19 protein-coding genes are annotated in these 21,040 nt (G+C 71.7%); all 19 read right to left on the bottom strand.

Going from position 1 to position 21,040, the window contains the following annotated elements; all coding sequences use genetic code 11:
* Positions 1–66: 66 nt before the first annotated feature.
* Positions 67–861, bottom strand: a complete 795-nt coding sequence (locus tag PLJ28_RS03660; RefSeq protein ID WP_183526540.1) for a DivIVA domain-containing protein — start codon at positions 859–861, stop codon at positions 67–69.
* Positions 862–1,029: 168 nt separating this feature from the next.
* Positions 1,030–1,332, bottom strand: a complete 303-nt coding sequence (locus PLJ28_RS03665; RefSeq protein ID WP_183526543.1) for a YggT family protein — start codon at positions 1,330–1,332, stop codon at positions 1,030–1,032.
* Between the two features lie 54 nt (positions 1,333–1,386).
* A complete protein-coding gene (locus tag PLJ28_RS03670; protein ID WP_183526546.1) occupies positions 1,387–1,968 on the bottom strand; it encodes a cell division protein SepF in 582 nt (193 codons plus the stop codon).
* A gap of 80 nt (positions 1,969–2,048) precedes the next feature.
* Positions 2,049–2,873 (bottom strand): YggS family pyridoxal phosphate enzyme, encoded by an 825-nt coding sequence (locus PLJ28_RS03675; protein ID WP_324589887.1) that lies wholly within the window; start codon positions 2,871–2,873, stop codon positions 2,049–2,051.
* A complete protein-coding gene (locus PLJ28_RS03680) occupies positions 2,870–3,637 on the bottom strand; it encodes a purine nucleoside phosphorylase YfiH/LACC1 family protein (RefSeq protein ID WP_298044813.1) in 768 nt (255 codons plus the stop codon). The genes PLJ28_RS03675 and PLJ28_RS03680 overlap by 4 nt, the downstream gene beginning before the upstream one ends.
* Before the next feature lie 14 nt (positions 3,638–3,651).
* Positions 3,652–4,851: a cell division protein FtsZ gene (gene ftsZ / locus PLJ28_RS03685; protein ID WP_010143379.1), complete on the bottom strand. Its 1,200-nt coding sequence runs from the start codon at positions 4,849–4,851 to the stop codon at positions 3,652–3,654.
* 227 nt (positions 4,852–5,078) lie between these two features.
* Complete coding sequence (locus PLJ28_RS03690) at positions 5,079–5,885, bottom strand: cell division protein FtsQ/DivIB (protein WP_183526554.1); 807 nt, start codon at positions 5,883–5,885, stop codon at positions 5,079–5,081.
* Complete coding sequence (gene murC, locus PLJ28_RS03695; protein ID WP_324589888.1) at positions 5,872–7,395, bottom strand: UDP-N-acetylmuramate--L-alanine ligase; 1,524 nt, start codon at positions 7,393–7,395, stop codon at positions 5,872–5,874. Before murC ends, PLJ28_RS03690 begins: the two co-directional genes overlap by 14 nt.
* The gene (gene murG / locus PLJ28_RS03700; protein WP_183526560.1) at positions 7,392–8,513 is read right to left on the bottom strand and encodes an undecaprenyldiphospho-muramoylpentapeptide beta-N-acetylglucosaminyltransferase; all 1,122 of its coding nucleotides are present in this window, start codon (positions 8,511–8,513) and stop codon (positions 7,392–7,394) included. The genes murC and murG overlap by 4 nt, the downstream gene beginning before the upstream one ends.
* Entirely contained in the window at positions 8,513–9,697 is a 1,185-nt protein-coding gene (gene ftsW, locus PLJ28_RS03705) for a putative lipid II flippase FtsW (protein ID WP_183528408.1), read from the bottom strand. Before ftsW ends, murG begins: the two co-directional genes overlap by 1 nt.
* Positions 9,698–9,924: 227 nt before the next feature.
* Positions 9,925–11,457 (bottom strand): UDP-N-acetylmuramoyl-L-alanine--D-glutamate ligase, encoded by a 1,533-nt coding sequence (murD, locus tag PLJ28_RS03710; RefSeq protein WP_183526563.1) that lies wholly within the window; start codon positions 11,455–11,457, stop codon positions 9,925–9,927.
* On the bottom strand, positions 11,454–12,557 hold the full coding sequence (gene mraY / locus PLJ28_RS03715; protein WP_183526565.1) for a phospho-N-acetylmuramoyl-pentapeptide-transferase: 1,104 nt from the start codon (positions 12,555–12,557) through the stop codon (positions 11,454–11,456). Before mraY ends, murD begins: the two co-directional genes overlap by 4 nt.
* The gene (locus tag PLJ28_RS03720) at positions 12,554–14,068 is read right to left on the bottom strand and encodes a UDP-N-acetylmuramoyl-tripeptide--D-alanyl-D-alanine ligase (protein WP_298044817.1); all 1,515 of its coding nucleotides are present in this window, start codon (positions 14,066–14,068) and stop codon (positions 12,554–12,556) included. The genes mraY and PLJ28_RS03720 overlap by 4 nt, the downstream gene beginning before the upstream one ends.
* Entirely contained in the window at positions 14,065–15,798 is a 1,734-nt protein-coding gene (locus tag PLJ28_RS03725; RefSeq protein WP_183526570.1) for a Mur ligase family protein, read from the bottom strand. The genes PLJ28_RS03720 and PLJ28_RS03725 overlap by 4 nt, the downstream gene beginning before the upstream one ends.
* 7 nt (positions 15,799–15,805) lie before the next feature.
* Positions 15,806–17,599: a peptidoglycan D,D-transpeptidase FtsI family protein gene (locus tag PLJ28_RS03730; RefSeq protein WP_183526573.1), complete on the bottom strand. Its 1,794-nt coding sequence runs from the start codon at positions 17,597–17,599 to the stop codon at positions 15,806–15,808.
* Between the two features lie 102 nt (positions 17,600–17,701).
* On the bottom strand, positions 17,702–18,508 hold the full coding sequence (gene ftsL, locus PLJ28_RS03735; RefSeq protein ID WP_183526577.1) for a cell division protein FtsL: 807 nt from the start codon (positions 18,506–18,508) through the stop codon (positions 17,702–17,704).
* Positions 18,505–19,455: a 16S rRNA (cytosine(1402)-N(4))-methyltransferase RsmH gene (rsmH, locus tag PLJ28_RS03740; RefSeq protein WP_183526580.1), complete on the bottom strand. Its 951-nt coding sequence runs from the start codon at positions 19,453–19,455 to the stop codon at positions 18,505–18,507. Before rsmH ends, ftsL begins: the two co-directional genes overlap by 4 nt.
* Positions 19,456–19,798: 343 nt before the next feature.
* Complete coding sequence (gene mraZ / locus PLJ28_RS03745) at positions 19,799–20,230, bottom strand: division/cell wall cluster transcriptional repressor MraZ (RefSeq protein WP_010143394.1); 432 nt, start codon at positions 20,228–20,230, stop codon at positions 19,799–19,801.
* 402 nt (positions 20,231–20,632) lie between these two features.
* Positions 20,633–21,001 (bottom strand): SCO2097 family morphological protein, encoded by a 369-nt coding sequence (locus PLJ28_RS03750; protein ID WP_183526584.1) that lies wholly within the window; start codon positions 20,999–21,001, stop codon positions 20,633–20,635.
* Between the last annotated feature and the right edge of the window lie 39 nt (positions 21,002–21,040).

Raw genomic sequence — 21,040 nt, forward strand, 5'->3', positions numbered from 1 at the left:
GCCGGCCCCGGATCCGGTCTGGATCTGCCGGCGTGAGCGGTGGGCCGTCGGGACGGCCCGCACCGGTCAGCTGGTGGCGGTGACCTCGTCCTGGATCGGGCCCTGGCTCTGCAGGTCGCGCAGCTGACCCTCGATGTAGGCCTTCAGCCGCGCACGGTAGTCGCGCTCGAAGCCCTTGAGCTGCTCGACCTTGCGCTCGAGCACGGACTTCTTCTCCTCCAGCTCGGCCAGCGTCTTCCGGGACTTCTCCTGGGCGTCGTTGACCAGGCCGTCGGCCTCGGACTGGGCGTCGGCGATGATCTGCTCGCGCTTGGCCTCGCCCTCGGCGACGAAGTCGTCGTGCAGCTTCTGGGCCATGGCGAGCACGCCGGCGGCCGAGGTGGCGACGGCCTCGCGGCCACTGTCCGCGGCGGGTGCGGCCGGTACGGCGGTGGTCGGCGTGTCCGCGGTCGCAGCCGGCGCGACGGCCGGCACCGCCTCGATGACCTCGTCCGAGTCCTTGGCCGCGGGCACGGAGGCGGCCGGCTTCTGGCTGGTGCCGGTGTCCTCGGTGGAGGCCGCCTCGGCGACAGGGGTGGACGGGGTGCCTGCGGCGGCCTCCTGGACGGAGGTGCCGGTGGCGACGGTCCCCTCGTCCTCCGCGTCCTCGGCGGAGACCGGGGCGGGAACGGTGGACCCGGAGGCACCGCCGGACTGGAGCTCGGCGACCTTGCGACGCAGTTCGTCGTTCTCCTGGTTCAGCCGGCGCAGCTCGACGACGATCTCGTCCAGGAAGTCATCGACCTCGTCCTGGTCGTATCCCTCGCGGAACTTGGTCGGCTGGAACCGCTTGTTCACAACGTCTTCCGGCGTCAGTGCCATGTGGTCACCCCAATACTTGTCAGGTCTGCCCGCGGAGGGGCAATGGTCGTCCCGTGGCGCCACGCCACGGCTTCTCCGCGCACGAGGGCCACACTGCAGTTCAGGCTACCACCGGTGTCCCGGCCGGGACTTCGGCACCAGCCGGCCACGGCGCAGGTCCGGCGGGGGTCAGGCGAACGAGCCGACGGCCAGGGCCCCGACCACGGACTTGAGCAGCACGACGACCACGAACAGCACGAGGAAGGCGATGTCCAGCCCGATCCCGCCCAGGTTCAGCGGGGGGATCTTGGACCGCAGCCACCGCAGCGTCGGATCCGTCACGGTGTAGACGGTCGAGGCGACCACGAGGATGAACCCCTGCGGGCGCCAGGCCCGGGCGAAGGACTGGACCACGTCGAAGACGATCCGGACCAGCAGCAGGAACTGGAAGATCGCCAGGACGAGGTAGAGGAGGGAGAAGATGAGGGTCACGGCAGCCTATTCCACACCATGTCGGGTCCGGGAGGGGTCACTCCCCGACGGGTGTCAGCTCTGGTTGAAGAAGTGGGCCTGGTCCTCGGTGCCGGAGGAATCCTCCCCGAGGACCTGGATGTGGGCCGGCGTCAGCAGGAACACCTTGTTGGTGACGCGCTCGATGGAACCGTGCAGCCCGAACACGAGGCCGGCGGAGAAGTCCACCAGCCGCTTGGCGTCGGCCTCGCCCATGTCCGTCACGTTCATGATGACCGGGATGCCGCCACGGAACGACTCCCCGATGACCTTGGCGTCGTTGTAGGAGCGGGGGTGCACGGTGGTGATCTGACGCACGGCAGGGGCATCCTCACGGGAGTGGGCGGCACGCTTGATCGGGGTCACCGGTGCGCGGTACTCCCGTTCCGCCACCGGGGCCGCTGCCACCCTGCTCGGCTGGGGGCGCTCCGGGCGGCTGTCCTCGTCCCAGTCCTCGGCGGCGTCGGCACGATCGTCATGATCCGTGCGGTCGGAGACCTCGCTCCGGTCGGCACGCTCGTGCCGACGGGACTCCGTGGCCCGCTGCTCTTCCTCGTACTGCTCGTCGCCATCGGCGAGCCCGAGGTAGATCATGGTCTTCTTCAGTGCACCAGCCATCGAAAATCCTCACCGTGTGGAAGCCGCCCGGCCTGCTGCCGGCCCTGCGGAGATCTGCCGTCCTGCGGACACTATCGAGGTTAACCCACGGGCGCACGGGGCCCGAGGACATCGGTTCCCACCCGAAGGTGTGTCGCTCCCGCGGAGATGGCCTGCTCCAGGTCCTGGCTCATTCCCGCGGAGATCCACGTGGCCTCGGGGTACGTTCCGGTCAGTGCGGCCGAGAGTTCCGCCAGCCGCGCGAAGGCAGGGGCGGGGTCCAGGCCCAGGGGGGCCACCGCCATCACGCCGCGCAACCTCAGGCCGTCGGCCGCCGCGATCCGGTCGGCCAGGGCCCCCACCGCGGCGGGGTCGACACCGCCGCGGGCGCCGATGCCGGCCGGACGGTCCTGTTCGGGCCGCGGGTCCAGGTCGACCTGGACCAGGCAGTCCAGCGGATCCCGTTCCTGCAGTCCGGATTCCGCGCGCCTGGCCTGTTCACGCCCCATCGCCGCGGAGAGGGCGTCCACGAGTGACTCCCGGTCGACCGAGTGCACCGCGGAGGCATAGCGCACCACGTACTTGGCCTTGTTGGACTGCAACTGGCCGATGAAGTGCCACCGCACCGGGGCCCCGGGACCGTCCGGGGCCTGCACCCCGGTCAGCCGCTCCGTCTCGGCCGCCTTGGCGCGGGCCTCCTGGTCCCGGTTCTCGCCGACATCCCGCACGCCGAGTGCGGCCAGCCGGGCCACGTCCTCGGCCGGATGGAACTTGGTTACGACGATCAGCGTGGGGACGTCGGAGCGTCCCGCTGCGCGCGTGGCCTCCTCGACCCGGTGGCGCACGGTGGTGAGACGGGCCGCGAGCTCCCGTCCGCGGGCGTCGTCGGCCCGGCCGGGCCCCGGCCCCTGCTCCACCCCGCTCACGCCGCACCCTCCCCGGTGCGCCAGACGACCCCGGCGAATCGGCCCTCACCCGGTGCGCGGCGGTGGGAGAACAGCCGCCCGTCCTCGAAGGTGCACCGGTCATCGCGGTGCACCGTCACGCCGAGCCGCTCCAGTACGGCGACCGCGCCCGCCGGAAGGTCCAGCGCGGGCGTTCCCCAGGAGGTGGTCGAGTCCGCGGCCGGGATCCTCGAGGCGCCGTCACGGCGCATGTCCTCGGGGACCTCGTAGCACCGGCCGCAGATGCCCGGCCCCACCCAGGCCTCGATCTCACCGGGCGCGCTCCCGGCGCCGGAACCCCGCAACCGGTCCACGGTGGCCTCCAGCACGCCGTCGAGCAGTCCGCGGCGTCCGGCATGGGCGACCGCGGTCGGCCCGGTCAGGTCCACGCCGCCCGGGGGGCGGGAGGCGAAGACGACGGGCAGGCAGTCTGCCACCATGACGGCCAGCGGGTCCTGCCCCGTCGGACTGACCAGGGCGTCGGCCTCCTCGGCGGGGCCGCTGCGTGCACCCCATCCGTTCCCGGTCGCCTCGACGACGCGCGCGGAGTGCACCTGGGTGAGGTACTCGGTGCGCCCCGGCGCCACGCCCATCTCCCGCTCCAGCCGGGTCCTGGCCTCGGACACGGGCCCAGGACGGCCGGGGTATTGCGCCGTCGTCCCACCGGAGACATGGAACGCGAGGTTGCCGGTGCCGACCCCGGTGAAGCCGATGTGCAGACCGGGAGACGGCGAGACGCGGAACACGAACGGCCCTCCGGTCACTTCAGGAAGTCGGGAACGTCCAGGTCGTCACGGCTGCCGCCGGACAGGTCGGGCTCCACGACGGTGGGTAGGTCCTGCTGGGCTGCCGGTTCGGCGCGGTAGCCGGACGGCTCCGCGGCGGGCTGGGCCGGCACGGGGACCGCCACCGGGGCGGCCGGGAGTGACTGGCTGGGCACCGGCTGCGGGGCGGCCTGCTGGCCCTGCGGGCGGGTCCCGGTGCCGTAGGCCCCCGCCGGCGCGGAGGTGGCGTCGACCCGGTCGAAGCCCGCGGCGATGACGGTGATGCGCGCCTCGTCGCCGAGGGCGTCGTCGATGACGGCACCGAAGATGATGTTGGCCTCCGGGTGCGCCACCTCCTGGACGAGGCGGGCCGCCTCGTTGATCTCGAACAGGCCGAGGTCGGAACCGCCCTGGATGGACAGCAGCACGCCGTGGGCACCGTCGATGGAGGCCTCCAGCAGCGGCGACGCGATGGCCAGCTCGGCGGCCTTGACGGCACGGTCCTCGCCCTGGGCGGAGCCGATGCCCATGAGTGCCGATCCTGCACCCTGCATGACGGACTTGACGTCGGCGAAGTCGAGGTTGATCAGGCCCGGGGTGGTGATCAGGTCGGTGATGCCCTGGACGCCGGAGAGCAGCACCTGGTCGGCGGACTTGAAGGCGTCCAGGACCGAGACGTTGCGGTCGGAGATGGACAGCAGCCGGTCGTTCGGGATCACGATCAGGGTGTCGACCTCGTCGCGCAGGGCATCGATGCCGGACTCGGCGCTGGTGGCCCGGCGCCGGCCCTCGAAGGTGAACGGACGGGTCACGACGCCGATGGTCAGGGCGCCCAGCGAGCGGGCGATGCGGGCGACGACCGGCGCGCCACCGGTACCGGTGCCGCCGCCCTCGCCGGCGGTGACGAAGACCATGTCGGCCCCGCGCAGGACCTCTTCGATCTCCTCGGCGTGGTCCTCGGCGGCCTGGCGGCCCACCTCCGGGTTCGCCCCGGCACCCAGTCCGCGAGTCAGCTCCCGCCCGACGTCCAGCTTGACGTCGGCGTCACTCATCAGCAGCGCCTGGGCATCGGTGTTGATGGCGATGAACTCCACGCCGCGGAGTCCCACGTCGATCATGCGGTTCACGGCATTGACGCCGGCGCCGCCGATGCCGACGACCTTGATGACGGCCAGGTAGTTCTGGGGTGCTGCCACGGTGTTTGTCCCTTGTTCGGTGTCTGTCTGTCTGCTGTCCGGCCTGCGCCCCGGACGCCCATCGGACGCCGCAACGCCCTCCGGGTGGCTTAACGTTCAGGTTGAAGGTTAGTGTTATGTCAACCTGTGTTCTGGGTGAAACGTTATGGTGCCGACGCGGATCGCGCAAAGACCCGCTCCCGCGTGTCGCCCTCGCGCGCCCCGAGGAGCCCTCCGGCAGGGTCCGCTCATCGCGTCACCGGGTATTCCGGGATCGAGACGTCGAACTCCTCGACCGGGTCCGCCTCGTCCTGCGGGACCTTCAGCAGGGCCCCCAGGACCTGGGCCTTCCGGTCCCCGTGCTCGGCGTTGCCCCAGAGCACGGTGCGCCCGTCCTCGAGCGTCAGGGTCACGGAGTCCACCGTCTGCGCCGAGGCGGAGTCCATCCGGTTGCGGATGGGGTCCGGCAACGAGCCCAGGACGGTCGTGATCGCGTCGAAGACCTCGGGATCGGTCAGGTCGGCGGCATCGGAGACACTGGGCAGCCGGTACCGTTCGGCCTCCTCCGCCCCCAGGGTGGCGACGGCCTGGCCCTGGGCCGAGTACAGCACCCGTTGATCCCCCTGCGGCACCTGGGCGACCGGTTGGTGCTCCACGACCTCCACGACCAGCGACGCGGGCGGTTCCGCCCGGACCCTGACCTCCTCGACCGCGGGTTCACCCGCCAGCCGCTCCGCGACGGTCCGCTGGCCCACCTGCGGCAGGGGCACTCCGTGCAGGGGCTGCACCAGCGCCTCGGCCCGTTCGCGCGGCAGCAGGTCGGTGCCCGTGACCGTGATGGTGCGGATGGCCAGCAGGGGGGAGAAGTACAGGACCGCCCCGAGCACGATCAGGAGCACCAGGCCCGCCGCGCCGACCACGCGCCACAACCGGACCCGCCGGCGCCGGGCCTGCTCGGGCGTCTCCGGGAAGGCCAGGACGTTGTCGTCATCCGCGGTCATCACGTCGGTCGTCGTGGAGGTCTCCGGGCCGGCGTCCGTCCTATCGTCCGCCATCGAGGGTTTCCTCGTCGCGATCCGCCAGCGCCGCCAGGATCGCCCCGCCCTGGGCCGTGACGTCCCCGGCGCCCATGGTGAGGATGACGTCGCCGGGACGGGCCGCGGCGACCAGGCCGGCCACGCCGGCACCGGCGTCCTCCGGGACCTCCCCGGAACCGGGCAGGAGGGTGGACAGGTGCCGGGTGATCAAGGTCGAGTCGACCCCGGCGATCGGCTCCTCCCGTGCCGCGTAGACGGGCAGGACACGCACGCCGTCGGCGGCCGAGAGCGCCTGCGCGAAGCCGTCCGCGAAGTCGCGGGTGCGCGAGAACAGGTGGGGCTGGAAGAGCACGTGGACCCGGTGCCCGCCTGCCACCGAGCGCCCGGCGGCGATGGCCGCCGCCACCTCGGTGGGGTGGTGCGCGTAGTCGTCGAAGACGCGGACGCCGGCACGCTCGCCCCGGAACTCGAACCGACGCGCGGTGCCGCGGAAGGCCTCCAGGCCGCCGGCAGCGTCCTCGGCCTCCAGGCCGGCGTAGTGGGCGGCGAGCAGGACCGCGGCGGCGTTCAGCGCGTTGTGACGGCCCGGGACCGCCAGTTCCACCTGAGTGGAGCGTCCGCCGGCCCAGCGGAAGGTGACGCGTTGCCCGGTGCCCCCGGCCGTACCGGCAAGCTCGCTGTCCGCCAGGACGAGGTCGTCGCCCCGTCCGGGCTCCGAACCGTAGGTGACGACACGGGGCACGGGCCGGCCGGCGGCCGCCTCGGCGCGGACCCACTGGGCCAGGGCCAGGGCCCCGGGGTCGTCGGCACAGGCCACCAGCACGCCGTCCGGGGGCAGCAGCAGCGCGAAGTCGCGGAAGACCTGCACCACGGCGTCGGCGGAGCCGTAGAAGTCGAGGTGGTCGGCCTCCACGTTCGTCACGATCGCGATCTGCGGCCGGTAGTTCAGCAGCGTGCCGTCGGACTCGTCGGCCTCGGCGATGAACCACTCCCCCGCGCCGGCTCGCGCGTTGGTCCCCAGGCCGGCGACGGCGGCGCCGACGGCGAAGGTCGGATCGGCGCCGGCGCGGGTGAACGTCATCGCCGCCATCGAGGACGTGGTGGTCTTGCCGTGCGTGCCGGCGACCGCGAGCACCCGGTGGCCGGCCATCGCCGCGGCCAGCCCCTGGGAACGGTGCAGGACGGGCACGCCCCGGGCGATCGCGGCGTCGTACTCGGGGTTGCCCGGGCCGGCGATCGACGAGGCCACGACGGTGTCCACGCCGGCACCACCCGCCCGCTGGGCCACCCGGTCGAGGTTCCGCGCGTCGTAGCCGACGAACACCGCGGCCCCGGCGGCCTCGAGCTCGTGCATCACCGGCAGGTCCTTGGCGTCGGTCCCGGAGATCGGCACCCCCTGCTGCTGCATGATCCGCGCGATGCCGGACACGCCGACACCGCCCAGGCCCAGGAAGTGGACCCGGCCCAGGGCGGCCAGCGACGGCGCCATGGGCCGCACCGGGGTGGTCTCGTCGGTCGGTCGGGTCATCGGGGTCCTCCTGCGGCGTTCAGGACCAGGCGCGCCATGGCCTGGTCGGCATCCCGGATCCCCAGCGCGGCGGAGGCGGCGGACATCCGCTCCAGCCGCCCGGCGTCCAGGGCCAGGGGAATGAGTTCTCGGCGGACCCAGTCCGCGGTGAAGGACTCGTCCTTCACCAGGACGGCTCCCTGCGCCGTCACCAGCCCGCGGGCGTTGAGGGCCTGCTCTCCGTTGCCGATCGGCAGCGGGACGAACACGGCGGGCAACCCCACGGCGGCCAGCTCGCAGACGGTGCCGGCACCCGAGCGGGCGACGATGAGATCGGCCGCGGCGTAGGCCTGCTCCATGCCCTCCAGGTACTCGACCTGGTGGTATCCGGGCGAGGCGACCGGGTCGCCGTCGGGCCCCAGGACCTGCTTGCCCCGGCCGGTCAGGTGCAGGACCTGCAGTCCTGCGCCGGCGAGGGCCGGGAGGGCCGCCGCGATCGTCCGGTTGACGTTGAGGGCGCCCGAGGACCCGCCGGTGACCACCACCGTGGTGGCGGAGGGGTCCAGGCCGAGGGCCCGCCGGGCCGGCTCGCGGGCCGCCTCCCGGTCGAGGGCGGAGATCTCCCGGCGCATCGGCATCCCCACGTGCAGGGCGCCCGGCAGCACCGTCTCGGGGAAGGCGGTGGCCACGGCCGCGGCGCGGCGGGCCCCGACGCGGTTGGCCAGCCCGGCGCGGACGTTGGCCTCGTGGATGACCACGGGCACCCGGCGCCGGGCGGCGGCCAGGTACACGGGGGTGGAGACGTAGCCGCCCACCCCGACCACGACGTCGGCGCGGCGCCGGTCGAGGATGTCACCCGCCTGTGCCACGGCCCGCCGGAAGCGGGAGGGCAGGCGGACCAGGTCCATGGTGGGACGGCGGGGCATCGGGACCCGGTCGATGGTGTCCAGCGCGTAACCGGCGGCCGGGACGAGACGGGTCTCCATACCGGAGGCGGTGCCCACCATGGTGCAGTGCACCGCGGTGGGATGGCCGCCCTCGGTCGCGGTCTCCTCGAGGGCCCGGGCGATGGCGAGCATGGGGCTGATGTGGCCGGCCGTACCGCCGCCGGCCAGGACCACGTTCAGGGTGTCGGGCATCAGTGCGCCTCCTTCGTGTCGGGGCGGGTGTCCACGGCGGGGCCGGTGCCGGCTCCGACGGCCCGGCCCGCCCGGTGCTGTTCGCGGGCGAAGGCCAGGACCACGCCGACGGCCGCCAGGACGAACGTCAGGGAGGATCCGCCGTAGGAGATGAACGGCAGGGGCACGCCGATGACGGGCAGCAGGCCGGTGACCATGGAGATGTTGATGAATGCCTGGCCCACGATCCAGGCCAGGATGCCGCCGGTGCAGATCCGGATGAACACGGAGTCGGTGCGCCGCGCGACCCGGAACATGCCGACGGCCAGTCCGGCGAAGAGCGTGAGCACCAGCAGGGCGCCGACGAGTCCGAGCTCCTCGCCGAGGATGGTGAAGATGAAGTCGTTCTCCGCCTCGGGGATGTAGCTCCACTTCTGCCGGGACTGGCCCAGCCCGAGTCCCCACCAGCCACCGGAGGCGAGGGCGTACAGGCCGTGCTGGGGCTGGTAGCACGGGTCGGTGGCGAAGTCGCAGTTGCCCAGCCAGGCCTGGATGCGCACCGTGCGGTTGGCCGAGACGAGGGCCATGATGATCGCGCCCACCGCGGCCACGGCTCCGGCCACCGCGAAGTAGAGCAGCCTCGTGCCGGCCAGGAACAGCACGGCTGCCACGACCAGCATGATGACCATGGCGGTTCCCAGGTCCCGGCCGATCATGACCAGGCCGAGGAGGATGGCTCCCACCGGGAAGAGCACCGGCACGACGGAGTGCTTGAGCTGGCCGATGAGCCGGCCCTTGCGTTCGAGCACGGCGGCCGCCCAGAGGGCCAGGGCCAGTTTCGCCGCCTCCGAGGGCTGTCCCGTGGCCGGTCCGACCTTGATCCAGTTGCGGTTGCCGTTGACCTCGTGGCCCAGGGGCGTCAGGACGAGCATCAGCAGCACGATGGCGATGACCAGCGCCGGCCAGGCCAGCCGGCGCAGTCTGTCCGTGCTCAGCCGGGAGAGGAAGACCATCACACCCAGCCCGACGGCGGCGAAGACGGCCTGGCGGATGAACAGGTCATAGGATCCGGTCGTCTCTCCGATGTTCTCCACGGAGGAGGAGGACAGCACCATGATCAGTCCGATCACGGTCAGCGCGAGCGTGCAGCCGAGGATGAGGAAATAGGATGACGCCGAGCCTTCGCCCTCCAGGAAGGACCACATCCGCCGCCACCAGTGCGCCGGGCCGCGGCCGCCACGACGCGTGCTCCCCGGCCGAGGCCCGGAGGCCGGCCCGGCGCCGCGGGCCGCGCGGCCACCGGCCGCACGGGCGGAGGGGGTACCGGAGGCGGACGGGGCCGCGCCGGTCCCCGGACGGGGACGCCGGCCCCTGGCGGGACCCCGGGTACGGCTCAGGGGCCGTTGGGGGGTGGTCACCATGGGTGGGCTCCTTAGCTGCTCAGCCCCTTGTGTTCCATGAGGCGGGCGACGGCGTCGATGAAGGCGTTTCCTCGGTCTGCGTAGGACGTGAACTGGTCCATGGACGCCGCCGCGGGCGCCATGAGCACGACGTCCCCGGGCCGGGCCACGGCATCGGCCTCCCGGACCGCGGCGTCCATGGCCCGGTGGCCGTCCGAGGGATCCCCTCCAGTGTCGCGTACCGCCGTCGACAGGACCGGGACGTCGGGTGCGTGTCGCTGTACGGCACCTGCCAGTTCGCTGGGATCCGCCCCGATGAGCACCACGGCGCGCAGGCGGTGGGCGTGGCGGGAGACCAGGTCGTCGTAGGTCACGCCCTTGGGCAGTCCGCCGGCGATCCACACCACGTCGGTGAAGGCGGCGAGTGAGGCGTCCGCGGCGTGGGGGTTGGTCGCCTTGGAGTCGTTGATCCACAGCACGTCGTCCGCCTTGGCCACGAGCTGGATGCGGTGCTCCCCCGGTCGGTAGGCACGCAGCCCGTCCCGGACGGCCTCCGGCGGCACGCCGATGGCCCGCACGAGGGCGGCGGCCGCCAGGGCGTTGGCCACCTGGTGCCGGGGCGCGATGGGCCCGAGGTCCTCGAGGTGTCCGAGTTCCAGGGCCTGATGGGCCCGTTCGTCCAGGAAGGCCCGGTCCACGAGGATGCCGTCGACCACGCCGACCATGGACAGTCCGGGCGTGTCCGTGGTGAAGGACACCGCTCGGCACCCCTCCTGGACGTCGGCCTGCTCGACCATCCGCATGGTCTCGGGCTGGGCCTCGTTGAAGATGCACGCCTCGCGGGTGTGCTCGTAGATCCGGGCCTTGTCCGCGCAGTACGCCGCGAAGGACCCGTGCCAGTCCACGTGGTCCTCCGCCACGTTCAGCACGGCAGAGGCGGCCGGCTCGATGTGGTGGGTCCAGTGCAACTGGAAGCTGGAGAGCTCCACGGCGATCACGTCCCAGCCCTCCGGATCCCGGATCGCGTCCAGGATGGGGGTGCCCACGTTCCCGCAGGCCACCGCCCGCAGGCCGGCCGCGAGCAGCATGGACTCGACCATGCCCACCGTGGTGGTCTTGCCGTTGGTCCCGGTGACCACGAGCCAGTCGGCCGTCTTGCGTCCCGCGCGTTCGCGGACCCGCCAGGCCAGTTCGACGTCGCCCCAGACCGGGACGCCGGCATCCGCGGCCGCGGCCAGCAGCGGCTGGTCCGGGCGCCATCCCGGGGAGGTGACCACGAGCTCGGCGGGAGACCCGCCGACGTCGGGAAGGGACCGCGCGTGGTCCTCGCCCAGCAGGACCTCCCGGACCCCGACGATCCTCAGGGTGTCCGCCCGGGCACGGTTCTCCGGGCTGTCCCGGCCGTCCACGACCACGACGTCGGCCCCGAGCTCGGCCAGGGTGTCGGCTGCGGAGAACCCGGACAGGCCGAGGCCGGCCACGACCACCCGCAGTCCGGACCAGTCCGCGTCCCACGTGGTCAGGTCGTCGAGCCGGGGATGACCGGCGGTGCTCCCGGCCGTCATCGGACCAGCACCCACTCGCCGTAGAAGAGGGATACGCCGAGGACCACGCAGAGCAGGCCGATCAGCCAGAACCGCACGACCACCGTGACCTCCGCCCAGCCCTTGAGCTCGAAGTGGTGCTGCAGCGGCGCCATGAGGAACACGCGCTTGCCACCGGAGAGCTTGAAGTAGCCGACCTGGATGATCACGGACAGGGTGATGAGGACCATCAGCCCGGCCAGGATGATGACGAGCAGTTCGGTGCGGGACAGGATGGCGAACCCGGCCAGGGCCCCACCGAGGGCCAGCGATCCCGTGTCCCCCATGAAGATCTTCGCCGGCGAGGTGTTCCACCACAGGAAGCCCATGAGCGAGCCGGTGAGGATCGCCGCGAGCATGGCGAGGTCCAGCGGGTCACGGACCTCGTAGCAGCCCGGCGTCGCCCCGGACGTGGAGCACGCCTGGTTGGACTGGAAGATGGTGATCAGCATGTAGGCGGCGGTGATCATGGCGGTGGCGCCGGTGGCCAGGCCGTCCAGGCCGTCGGTCAGGTTCACCGCGTTGGTGGTGGCCGTGGTGATCAGGTTGGACCAGACCACGAACAGGATCAGACCCATGACCGGGCCGGCGAAGGCCAGGTCGATCGGCAGGTCACGCACGAAGGAGATGGACGTCGAGGCGGGGGTCAGCCCGCGCCCGTCCGGGAAGTTCAGGGCGAGGACCGCGAAGGCGGTGCCCACCACGCCCTGCAGGACGATCTTCGCCCAGGGCGTCAGTCCGAGGGAGCGCTGGTTGGAGATCTTGCTGAAGTCGTCCAGGAACCCGACCAGTCCCATGCCGGCCATGAGGAACAGCAGGGTCATCGCCGAGGCGGTGGGCCCGGCGTTCTCCAGTCCGAGGCCGCCCAGGATCCAGTGCGTCAGGAAGTAGGCCACCACGGTGACCACCACGAACACGGCCCCGCCCATGGTCGGGGTGCCGCGCTTGGTCTTGTGGGTGGTCGGTCCGTCATCGCGGATGAACTGTCCGTATCCCTTCCTGACCAGGAAGCGGATGAACAGGGGGGTCCCCACGAGCGTCAGGACCAGCCCGAGCAGACCACCGATCAACAGGCCTATCACTGGCGCTGCTCCTTCCGGCTTCCGGCTCCCGGCTCCGGGCTGGCCGGGGCCAATGCTAGTCGATCCCCGAGGTCCCCCAGGCCGGCGCCGTTGGAGGACTTGAACAGCACCACGTCCCCGGGCGCCAGTCGACGCCGGAGCAGTTCCTCGGCCTCGTCGACGTCCTCGGCGAAGTCGATCTCGTCCCCCCAGGAGCCCTCGTTGACGGCGGAGGTGTAGAGCGGTCGGGCACCGCGGCCGACCACCACGAGCTGGTCGATGTTCAACCGGACCACGGCCGTGCCGATCGCGGTGTGCTCGGCGATGCGGGCGTCGCCCAGTTCGAGCATCTCCCCCAGCACGGCCCACGTCCGGCGCCCCGTGGAACGGCCGATCATCGCCAGCGTCTTCAGGGCGGCCCGCATGGACTCCGGGTTGGCGTTGTACGCGTCATTGATGATCGTCACCCCGTCCGGCCGGTCGGTGCGCTCCATCCGCCGGCGGCTCGTGGCTCCCGCCCCGTCGAGGGCGGCGGCGATCCTGCCGGCCGGCAGCCCTGCGGCATGGGCGGCCGCTGCGGCGGCGGCGATGTTCGTGGCGTGGTGCCTGCCGATCAGTCCGGAGACCACGTGATGGGCCTCGGCTGCGGTGCCCGCACCCAGTCGCAGGTCGAACTCGGGGTGCTGCCCCTCGGTGGTGGTCAGGTTCGCGGCCAGGGCGGAGAAGTCGGCGGTGCCGTCGGCCACGTCCGCGTCGACCAGCGGGAAGCTGCCGTCCTCGGTGGAGAACCAGGCCAGCCGGGCGGAGGTCCGGTCCACCATCGCGGCCACCCGGGCGTCGTCACGGTTCAGGACGGCCACGCCGTCCGCCGGCAGCGCCTCCACCAGTTCGCCCTTGGTCCGGGCGATGTTCTCCACGCCGCCGAACTTGCCGGCGTGGGCGCTGCCGACCATCAGGACCACACCGATGTCCGGGCGGACCATGTCCGCCAGGTACTCGATGTTGCCGATCCCGTCGGCACCCATCTCGACCACCAGGTAGCGGGTGTCCAGGCCGGCCCGGAACACGGTCAGCGGGACGCCCACCTCCCCGTTGTAGGAGCCCTGCGGGGCCACGGTGGGACCGTCGGTGCCCAGGATGCCCGCCAGCAGGTCCTTCGTGGTGGTCTTGCCCGCCGACCCGGTGATGCCGATGACGGTGGTCGGCGAGTGCTCGCGGATTCGGGCGACGATGAACGCCGCCAGCCGTCCCATGGCCAGGACCACGTCGTCGACGATGACGGCCGGGTCGGCCTGTCCCCCGGCGTCGGCGGTCTCGCGCTCGGCGAGCACGAGGGTGGCGCCGGCGGACCGTGCCGCCGGGATGAAGTCGTGCCCGTCGGCCTGCTCGCCCGGCTTGGCGATGAACAGGGTCCCCGGAGTGACCTCGCGGGAGTCGGTGGTGGCTGCGCTGACCAGCAGGTCAGGGGACGCCGAGGCGGTGAGGACGCCCCCGGTGGCCCCGGCGATGGCGGAGGCGGTGAGTTCGATCATGACCCGTCAACTTTACGTGCAGCCTCGGGGGAAACCGGGGAGGGACCGTGGCCGTGCCGGGCCAGGGCGTCCCGCAGCTCGACGCGATCGTCGAGCGGGATGTCCACTCCGTCCATGTCCTGCACGGTCTCATGGCCGCGGCCGGCGAGCAGGACGGTGTCGGCCGGTGTGGCCAAGGACACGGCCAGCTCGATCGCGTCCTGGCGTGGCGCCGACTCGTGCACCTGGACGGTGCGGCCGGCCGCGGCCGCCGTCCGCACGCCCTCGTGGACCCCCTGCAGGACCTCGGTCCTGATCCCGGCCGGGGGCTCGGTGTGCGGGTCGTCGTCCGTGACGATCACGACATCGGCCCACTCCGCGGCGATCCGGCCCATGCCCGGGCGCTTGGCCCGGTCCCGGTCACCGGTCGCCCCGAAGACCAGGATCGTCCGCCCGGTGTCGTTTCCGGTGGCGCGCCGTGCCTCGCGGACCGATTCGAGGGCGCGGACCATCCCGTCGGGGTTGTGCGCGAAGTCGACGATCGCGTCCGGGGCGCGGCCGACGACCTCCATGCGCCCGGGCACGGCGGTGGCGAAGGGGCCCTCCCCCACGGGTGCGTCGAGCACCGCGGCGATCCGGTCCCAGTCCGCCGGCGGCCGGGACTCCAACACCATCACGGCGGCCAGGGCCGCATTGGCGACGTTGAACCGCCCGGGCAGTCCGGTGGAGCCGGTGACGTCCCGCCCGGAGGCGGCGTGCCGCAGCGTGAACCGGTGGCCCATGCCCTCCGCGACGAGGTCCGTGACGGTCCAGTCGCCGCTCAGAGGGCGGCCCCCGTGGTCGGCCGCGGGGCCCAGGGCCACGGTCACGACCGGACAACCGGCCTGTGCGGCCATCCTGGTCCCCCACGTCTGCCCGTCGGCGTCGGGCGCATCCGGTCCGCCGTCGAGGGTGATCACGGCACGGTCCGTGCGGCCGGCGTCGAACAGTCCGGCCTTGGCCCGGAAGTAGTCGTCCATGGAACCGTGCAGGTCCAGGTGGTCCTGGGTGAGGTTGGTGAACCCGGCCACCGCGTAGTGCAGTCCCGCGATGCGCCGGTAGCTGACCGAGTGCGAGGACACCTCCATCACCGCCGAGGAGACGTCCTCCTGGCGCATCAGGGCCATCAGGGCGTGCAACTGGGTGGACTCCGGGGTGGTCAGGGTGCTGGGGACCACGCGCTGGCCGGCCCGGATCTCGATCGTCCCGATCATGCCGGTGGTCTCCCCGAGTGCGCCCAGCAGCGCCGTCAGGAAGTAGTTCGTGGTGGTCTTGCCGTTCGTCCCGGTGATCCCGTACAACCGGGGCCCGGCCCCGATGTTGCCGTACACGGCCGCGGCGGCCGGCCCGACGGCGTCGCGCACGTCCTCCACGATGAGCACCGGGATGCCGGCGGCGGAGGCGGCGGCGCAGAGCCGGGCGCCCTGTCGGTCCGTCAGGATGCCCCGGGCACCGGCGGCGACGACCGTCCCGGCGAACTCCGCGCCGTGCCGGGAGGCCCCCGGGACGCCGGCGTAGAGGTCGCCCGGCCGGACCATCCTCGAGTCCATGGTGACACCGGTGGGACCGGGACGGTCCGCGGTGCTGCCGACGACGTCGGCGGGCTGGCCCGCGCGGTCCAGTCCGGCGAGCAGCTCATCCCAGCGCATCGGCTCGATCTCGGCGGGTCGGAAGGCCGCGTCCTGCGCGGCGGGAGAAAGTGGTGTGGTCATCCGGGGTCTACCAGGGTCGTTTCTGGGGCTCGTCGGTGAAGACATCGTAGTGTTGCGGTGCCGCGTCCGAGGGCGGGACGCTGTACTGGTTCAACAGGTAGGACAGGACCTCGGCGGCCGTGTCCTCGACCTCCCAGTTCCGCCAGTTCCCCTGCGGGCGGTGGACGGAGACGGCCACGACGAACCGGGGGTCGTCCAGCGGGGCCACGCCGGTGAAGGAGGTCGTGTAGCCGTTGTAGCCACCGACGCCAGCGGCCTCGCCCGTACCGGTCTTGCCACCCACGCGGTACCCGGGGATCTTGGCCGGCCCGGCGGTCCCCACCTGGACGACGCCCTCCATCATCCGCAGCATCTCCTCCGCCGTCTCCTCGGAGTAGATCCGGGTGCCCTCGGGGTCCGGCTGCACGTGTTCCGAGCCGTCGGGGTCGATGTAGGCGTCGATCAGCTGGGGGCGACGCTGGACCCCGCCGTTGGCGATGGTCTGGAAGACCTGCGCCATGTGCAGCGTGGTCTGGGTGTATCCCTGGCCGAACATCGTGGTGAGCCGCTGACGGCCGTCCCACTGCTCGGGCGGCACCAGGATGCCCTTGTTGCTGCCGGGCAGGCCGATGTCCACGTGTTCGCCGATCCCGAGCTTCTTCATGTACTCGTAGCGGGTCTGGTCGTCGACGCTCTGGGCCACCTGGACCGTGCCGGTGTTGTAGGACCGGGTGAAGATGCCGGCCGTCGTCATCTCGTAGGTGTCGTGGGGCATCGAGTCGTTGATGATCTGCCCGTCGAACTCCTGCTTGTTGGGCACCTCGTAGGCGTCGGTCGGCTCCACGCCGCCGACCTCGAGCGCGGTGGCGAAGGTGGGGACCTTGCCGGTGGAACCGGGCTCGTAGGACTGGGTCAGGGCGGTGGGCCGCCAGAAGAGGCCGTCCGTGGCCGTCGGGTCGGAGGGGTCCACCGTGGTCGAGTCGGCCATGGCCAGAAGCTCACCGGTCCTGGCGTCCATCACCACGATGTTGCCCCACAGGGCGTCGTAGGACTCCGTCTTCGCGGCGATCGCCTCCTGCGCGAACCACTGGACGTCCTGGTCGATGGTCAGCCGAACGTCCTGGCCGTCGACGGCGGGTTCCTCGGAGAACTCCGCGTTCGGGATGCGCACGCCGTCGGCGGAGATCTCGTAGGTGCGCTTGCCGGGTTCGCCGGAGAGCTGCTCGTCCTGGCTCAGCTCCAGGCCCTCGAGCGGGGTGCCGTCCCCCCCGACGAAGCCCAGGATCGAACCGGCCACCGACCCGTTGGGGTAGGTGCGTTCGGTGACGGGCTCGGCCAGCAGGCCCGGGATGCCGAGATCCAGGGCCTGGTCCTTGACCTCCGGCGTGACCCCCTTGGACACGACCTTGTACGGGCGGTCGCCGACCATGCGGGCCTCGAGCTCGGCACGGTCCATGCCCAGGATCCCGGAGAGCCGGTCGAGTGAGTCGGACAGGGACACGTCGACCATCGAGGCGCTCTCGGCGTCCCAGCGCCGGAAGTCCTTCACCAGCCGCTGGTCGGCCACCAGGTCGTAGCGGGCCACCGAGGCCGCCATCACCCGTCCCTGGGAGTCCAGGATGGATCCGCGGTCGGGCGCCACCGTCACGGAGCGCAACCGCTCCTTCATGGCGTCCTGCGCGTTGCCGGAGGCGTCCACCCCCTGGATGAAGACCAGCCGCAGGCCCAGCACCGCCAGAAGGACCAGGGCGATGACCATGCCCAGGCGCAGGCGCCTGCCGGTCACGTCCGTGGCGCTTCGGGCGTCGGATGCCTGGGCCATCTGCTGCAGTCCTTCCTGCCGGTCACCACGGCATGGCCGTCGTCCGGTCGTTCCTCAGTTCCTCGGGAGTGGTTCAGGCCGGAGGCTCTCCGGCGATGCGTCTCAGTCGGCGCTGCCGGCGGCGAACTGCGGAGCGGGAATCGTCCCCCCGTTGAGCTCCCGGGCGGCGCCGGAGGTGGCGCCCTCGGACCGGTCCTGTCCGGCCGCGACCTCCTGATCGGCCCCGGCGTCCTGACCAGCCGCCGTGTCCTGACCAGCCGCCGTGTCCTGTTCGGACTGCACGGGGGCCGGCGCCTCGGATGCCGTCGTCCCGTCCGCTTCGCTCCCCGGCTCGACGCCGGTCTCGCGGGCCTCGGCCTCAGCGGCAGCCCGCTCGCCCGGTCCGACGGGCGCGGCGATCAGGCCGGTCGGCCCGTCCTCGCCCTGGGCGGAGGTGGCGGCGCCGGTGACCCGGCCGGTGGCGAGGTCCACCGCGGCGATGTCCCCCGGCTTCACCATGCCCAGCCGGTCGGCCTCGGCAGCGAGGTTCTGCGGAGCCTCGAGGTGCTCGACCTGCTGGCGCAGCAGCTCGTTCGACTGGGTCAGGTCCAGCTGCTCGCTCTTGAGCCCGACCATGTCGTACTGCCGGTTCGAGACTGTGATGTTGACCACCAGCACGGCCAGCAGCGCAAGGGCCAGGATTCCGACGCACAGGGCGACGAAGCCCCGGCCGGTCCTCCTGACCGGTGCCGGGACGACGGCCAGCGGGGTCCGGGCCCGGTTCTCCTCGCCCGGGGTACCCGCCGGCGCGGCACGGTACTCGGGGCTGATGGTGGGTTGCCAAGGAGCAGCCTGGTCCAGCTGCGGAGCGGTGCTCTCGCGGGCGTGGACGGGCTGCTGCATGGCAGTGCGCTGCTGCGTTGCGGTCATGCTGTGCTCCTTGATGGTCTGATCTTCTCAATAGCGCGCACTTTTGCTGAGGAGGCGCGAGGGTTTTCTTCGATTTCTTTTTCCGTGGGTTTGTCCACGCCCCTAGTCAGGACGCGGACCACCGGTGCGTGGTCCTCCAGTTCGACCGGGAACCCGGGAGGAGCCGTGGAGGTGGACTGTGCCGTGATGGCCTTCTTGGTGATCCGGTCCTCGAGCGAGTGATAGCTCATGACCACGAGCCGCCCGCCCACCGACAGGGCACGCATCGCCGCCGGCAGCATCGCCTCGAGCACGTCGAGCTCCTCGTTGACCTCGATCCGGAGGGCCTGGAACGTGCGCTTGGCGGGATGCCCACCGCTGCGGCCGGCCGCGGCGGGGACGGCCGAACGGATGACCTCCACGAGCCGGCCGGTGGTCTCGAAGGGCGCCTCCTGGCGGGCACGGACGATGGCCGAGGCGATCCTGCCGGCGAACTTCTCCTCGCCCCAGGACCGGATGATCCGGCGCAGGCGGTCCTCGTCGTACTCGTTCACGACGTCGGCGGCGGTGATCCCCCCGGTCGTGTCCATGCGCATGTCCAGCGGCGCGTCGTAGGAGTAGGCGAAACCGCGCTCACGCTCGTCCAGCTGGTACGAGGAGACGCCCAGGTCGAAGAGCATGGCATCGGCCTCGGCGACACCGGCCGAGGCCAGTGCCTCGGCCACACCGTCATAGGTCCCGTGCCAGGTCCGCAACCGGTCACCGGCCCAGGCCAGGCGCTCGGTCGCCAGGCGCAGGGCCTCGGTGTCCCGGTCGATCCCCACGACGACGGCATCCGGGTGTCGCCGGAGGATCGCCTCGGCGTGTCCCCCCATGCCCAGGGTGCCGTCCAGCGCGACGGGGCGGCGCCCGGCGTCGCGGGCAGCGTCGAGTCCCGGGGAGAGCAGGTCCAGGACGCGGTCGCGCATGACGGGAATGTGCCGGTCCTGTGCCGGTCTCTGCTCTTCACCCAAGCCGTGAGTCCCTTTCCACGCTCGACCTCGTCCGGTTCCGCTGGTCCCCGTCCGGCTCGCGACGGCAGAGGACCCCATTAAGTGACAGGCGGACCCTTGGATCAGATCCCCATCCGCACGTCTTCCGTGCCTGGCCCGGGGGAAGTCGGGTCAGGGCCGGAATCGCTCACCGGTTCCGTGCCCGGCCCGGGGGAAGTCGGGTCAGGTCCGGCCTGGGGCGGCTGGAGGTCTCATGCAAGAATCCGCGCTGTTCGGTTGTGTGCGACCCCTGCCGCCGAAGGACGGAGGGGCCGGCCGGTCAGAAGATCCCCGGGAGGACTTCCTCATCGGTCTCCGAGAAGGCGTTCTCCTGGTCCTCCAAGTAGGAGTTCCAGGCCTCGGCATCCCAGATCTCGGCTCGCGTACCGGCTCCGATGACCGCCACGTCCCGGTCCAGTCCCGCATAACTGCGCAGCGGTCCTGGGATGGTGATCCGCCCCTGCTTGTCCGGAACCTCGTCAGAGGCCCCTGACAGGAAGACACGGATGTAGTCCCTGGCCTGGCGTGAGGACAGCGGAGCCGACCTCATCTGCTCGTGAACCCTCTCGAACTCGCGAGCACTGAAGACGTAGATGCACCGTTCCTGTCCCCGGGTGAGGACCAGACCGTCGGCTAGCTCCTCGCGGAACTTCGCCGGGAGGATCAGACGGGCCTTCTCGTCCAGCCGAGGCGTGTAGGTCCCCAAGAACATGGAGCACCGCCTTTGCCGTCCGAAAGGGCCGCTTGAGCCTCCCTCAACACCACCATCCTCTGATGCCCTCCACTTTACCCCACTACCCTCCACCGTCAAGCCACGCGCCGCCCCCACCACCGCGCGAAATGGCCTCTGACCTGCGCTGATGTGGCGTGGGGTTCACCCAGAGTCGTCGCGGGGCGAACGTCGGCCACCCCCGCTCCAGGGCCACTCAGGGGCCGGTGATCCCGCCGGAATGACCGGGGTGGAGGGATGTGGGGCGGCCCGGTGGAGGGATGTGGGGCGGCCCGGTGGAGGGATGTGGGGCGGCCCGGTGGAGGAAGGCAGGACAACGAGAGGACCCCGCCGCGATGCGGCGGGGTCCCGGGGTGGATCAGTCGTGACGGGCTGCTGCCACCGTCACGGGTCCTGATGGCGGCGCTGCTCCCAGCGCTGCTCGAGTCCGTCCATGAAGGCAGAGTTCTTCTTGGCCGATGCCGTCCCGGACGCCCGGCCCGTTGAACCGGCCTTGGTCCGCGCCGTGCCGACGTAGACGCCCACGGCCATCAGGACGAAGCCGATGATGCCCAGCCAGATCGCCTGCTGGGAGATTCCCCAGAGCATGACTCCGAGGCCGACCGCCGCAGCCACCGCTCCGGCGACCAGTCGCGAGGTCGAGAACCGAGAGGTCCCCGTCTCACTCATGCTCGTGGCAAAGTGCGGGTCCTCGGCGTTCAGCTGTTGCTCCAGCTGCTCCAGGAGCTTCTGCTCCCGCTCAGACAACGGCATCGCTGCCTCCTCCTCCAGCCACGAATTTCGTAGTACTAG

The organism is Citricoccus sp., from assembly GCF_035445025.1.
Taxonomy (GTDB): Bacteria; Actinomycetota; Actinomycetes; order Actinomycetales; family Micrococcaceae; genus Citricoccus.

What these genes read in the sequence shown, in the direction of transcription:
- murG (WP_183526560.1), bottom strand. Translation starts at nt 8,513, where the DNA reads ATGCCCGACACCCTGAACGTGGTCCTGGCCGGCGGCGGTACGGCCGGC.
- murD (WP_183526563.1), bottom strand. Translation starts at nt 11,457, where the DNA reads ATGACGGCCGGGAGCACCGCCGGTCATCCCCGGCTCGACGACCTGACC.
- PLJ28_RS03660 (WP_183526540.1), bottom strand. Translation starts at nt 861, where the DNA reads ATGGCACTGACGCCGGAAGACGTTGTGAACAAGCGGTTCCAGCCGACC.
- PLJ28_RS03720 (WP_298044817.1), bottom strand. Translation starts at nt 14,068, where the DNA reads ATGATCGAACTCACCGCCTCCGCCATCGCCGGGGCCACCGGGGGCGTC.
- ftsW (WP_183528408.1), bottom strand. Translation starts at nt 9,697, where the DNA reads ATGTGGTCCTTCCTGGAGGGCGAAGGCTCGGCGTCATCCTATTTCCTC.
- PLJ28_RS03670 (WP_183526546.1), bottom strand. Translation starts at nt 1,968, where the DNA reads ATGGCTGGTGCACTGAAGAAGACCATGATCTACCTCGGGCTCGCCGAT.
- PLJ28_RS03725 (WP_183526570.1), bottom strand. Translation starts at nt 15,798, where the DNA reads ATGACCACACCACTTTCTCCCGCCGCGCAGGACGCGGCCTTCCGACCC.
- rsmH (WP_183526580.1), bottom strand. Translation starts at nt 19,455, where the DNA reads ATGCGCGACCGCGTCCTGGACCTGCTCTCCCCGGGACTCGACGCTGCC.
- mraZ (WP_010143394.1), bottom strand. Translation starts at nt 20,230, where the DNA reads ATGTTCTTGGGGACCTACACGCCTCGGCTGGACGAGAAGGCCCGTCTG.
- murC (WP_324589888.1), bottom strand. Translation starts at nt 7,395, where the DNA reads ATGACCCGACCGACCGACGAGACCACCCCGGTGCGGCCCATGGCGCCG.
- PLJ28_RS03730 (WP_183526573.1), bottom strand. Translation starts at nt 17,599, where the DNA reads ATGGCCCAGGCATCCGACGCCCGAAGCGCCACGGACGTGACCGGCAGG.
- ftsL (WP_183526577.1), bottom strand. Translation starts at nt 18,508, where the DNA reads ATGACCGCAACGCAGCAGCGCACTGCCATGCAGCAGCCCGTCCACGCC.
- PLJ28_RS03690 (WP_183526554.1), bottom strand. Translation starts at nt 5,885, where the DNA reads ATGGCGGACGATAGGACGGACGCCGGCCCGGAGACCTCCACGACGACC.
- PLJ28_RS03750 (WP_183526584.1), bottom strand. Translation starts at nt 21,001, where the DNA reads ATGCCGTTGTCTGAGCGGGAGCAGAAGCTCCTGGAGCAGCTGGAGCAA.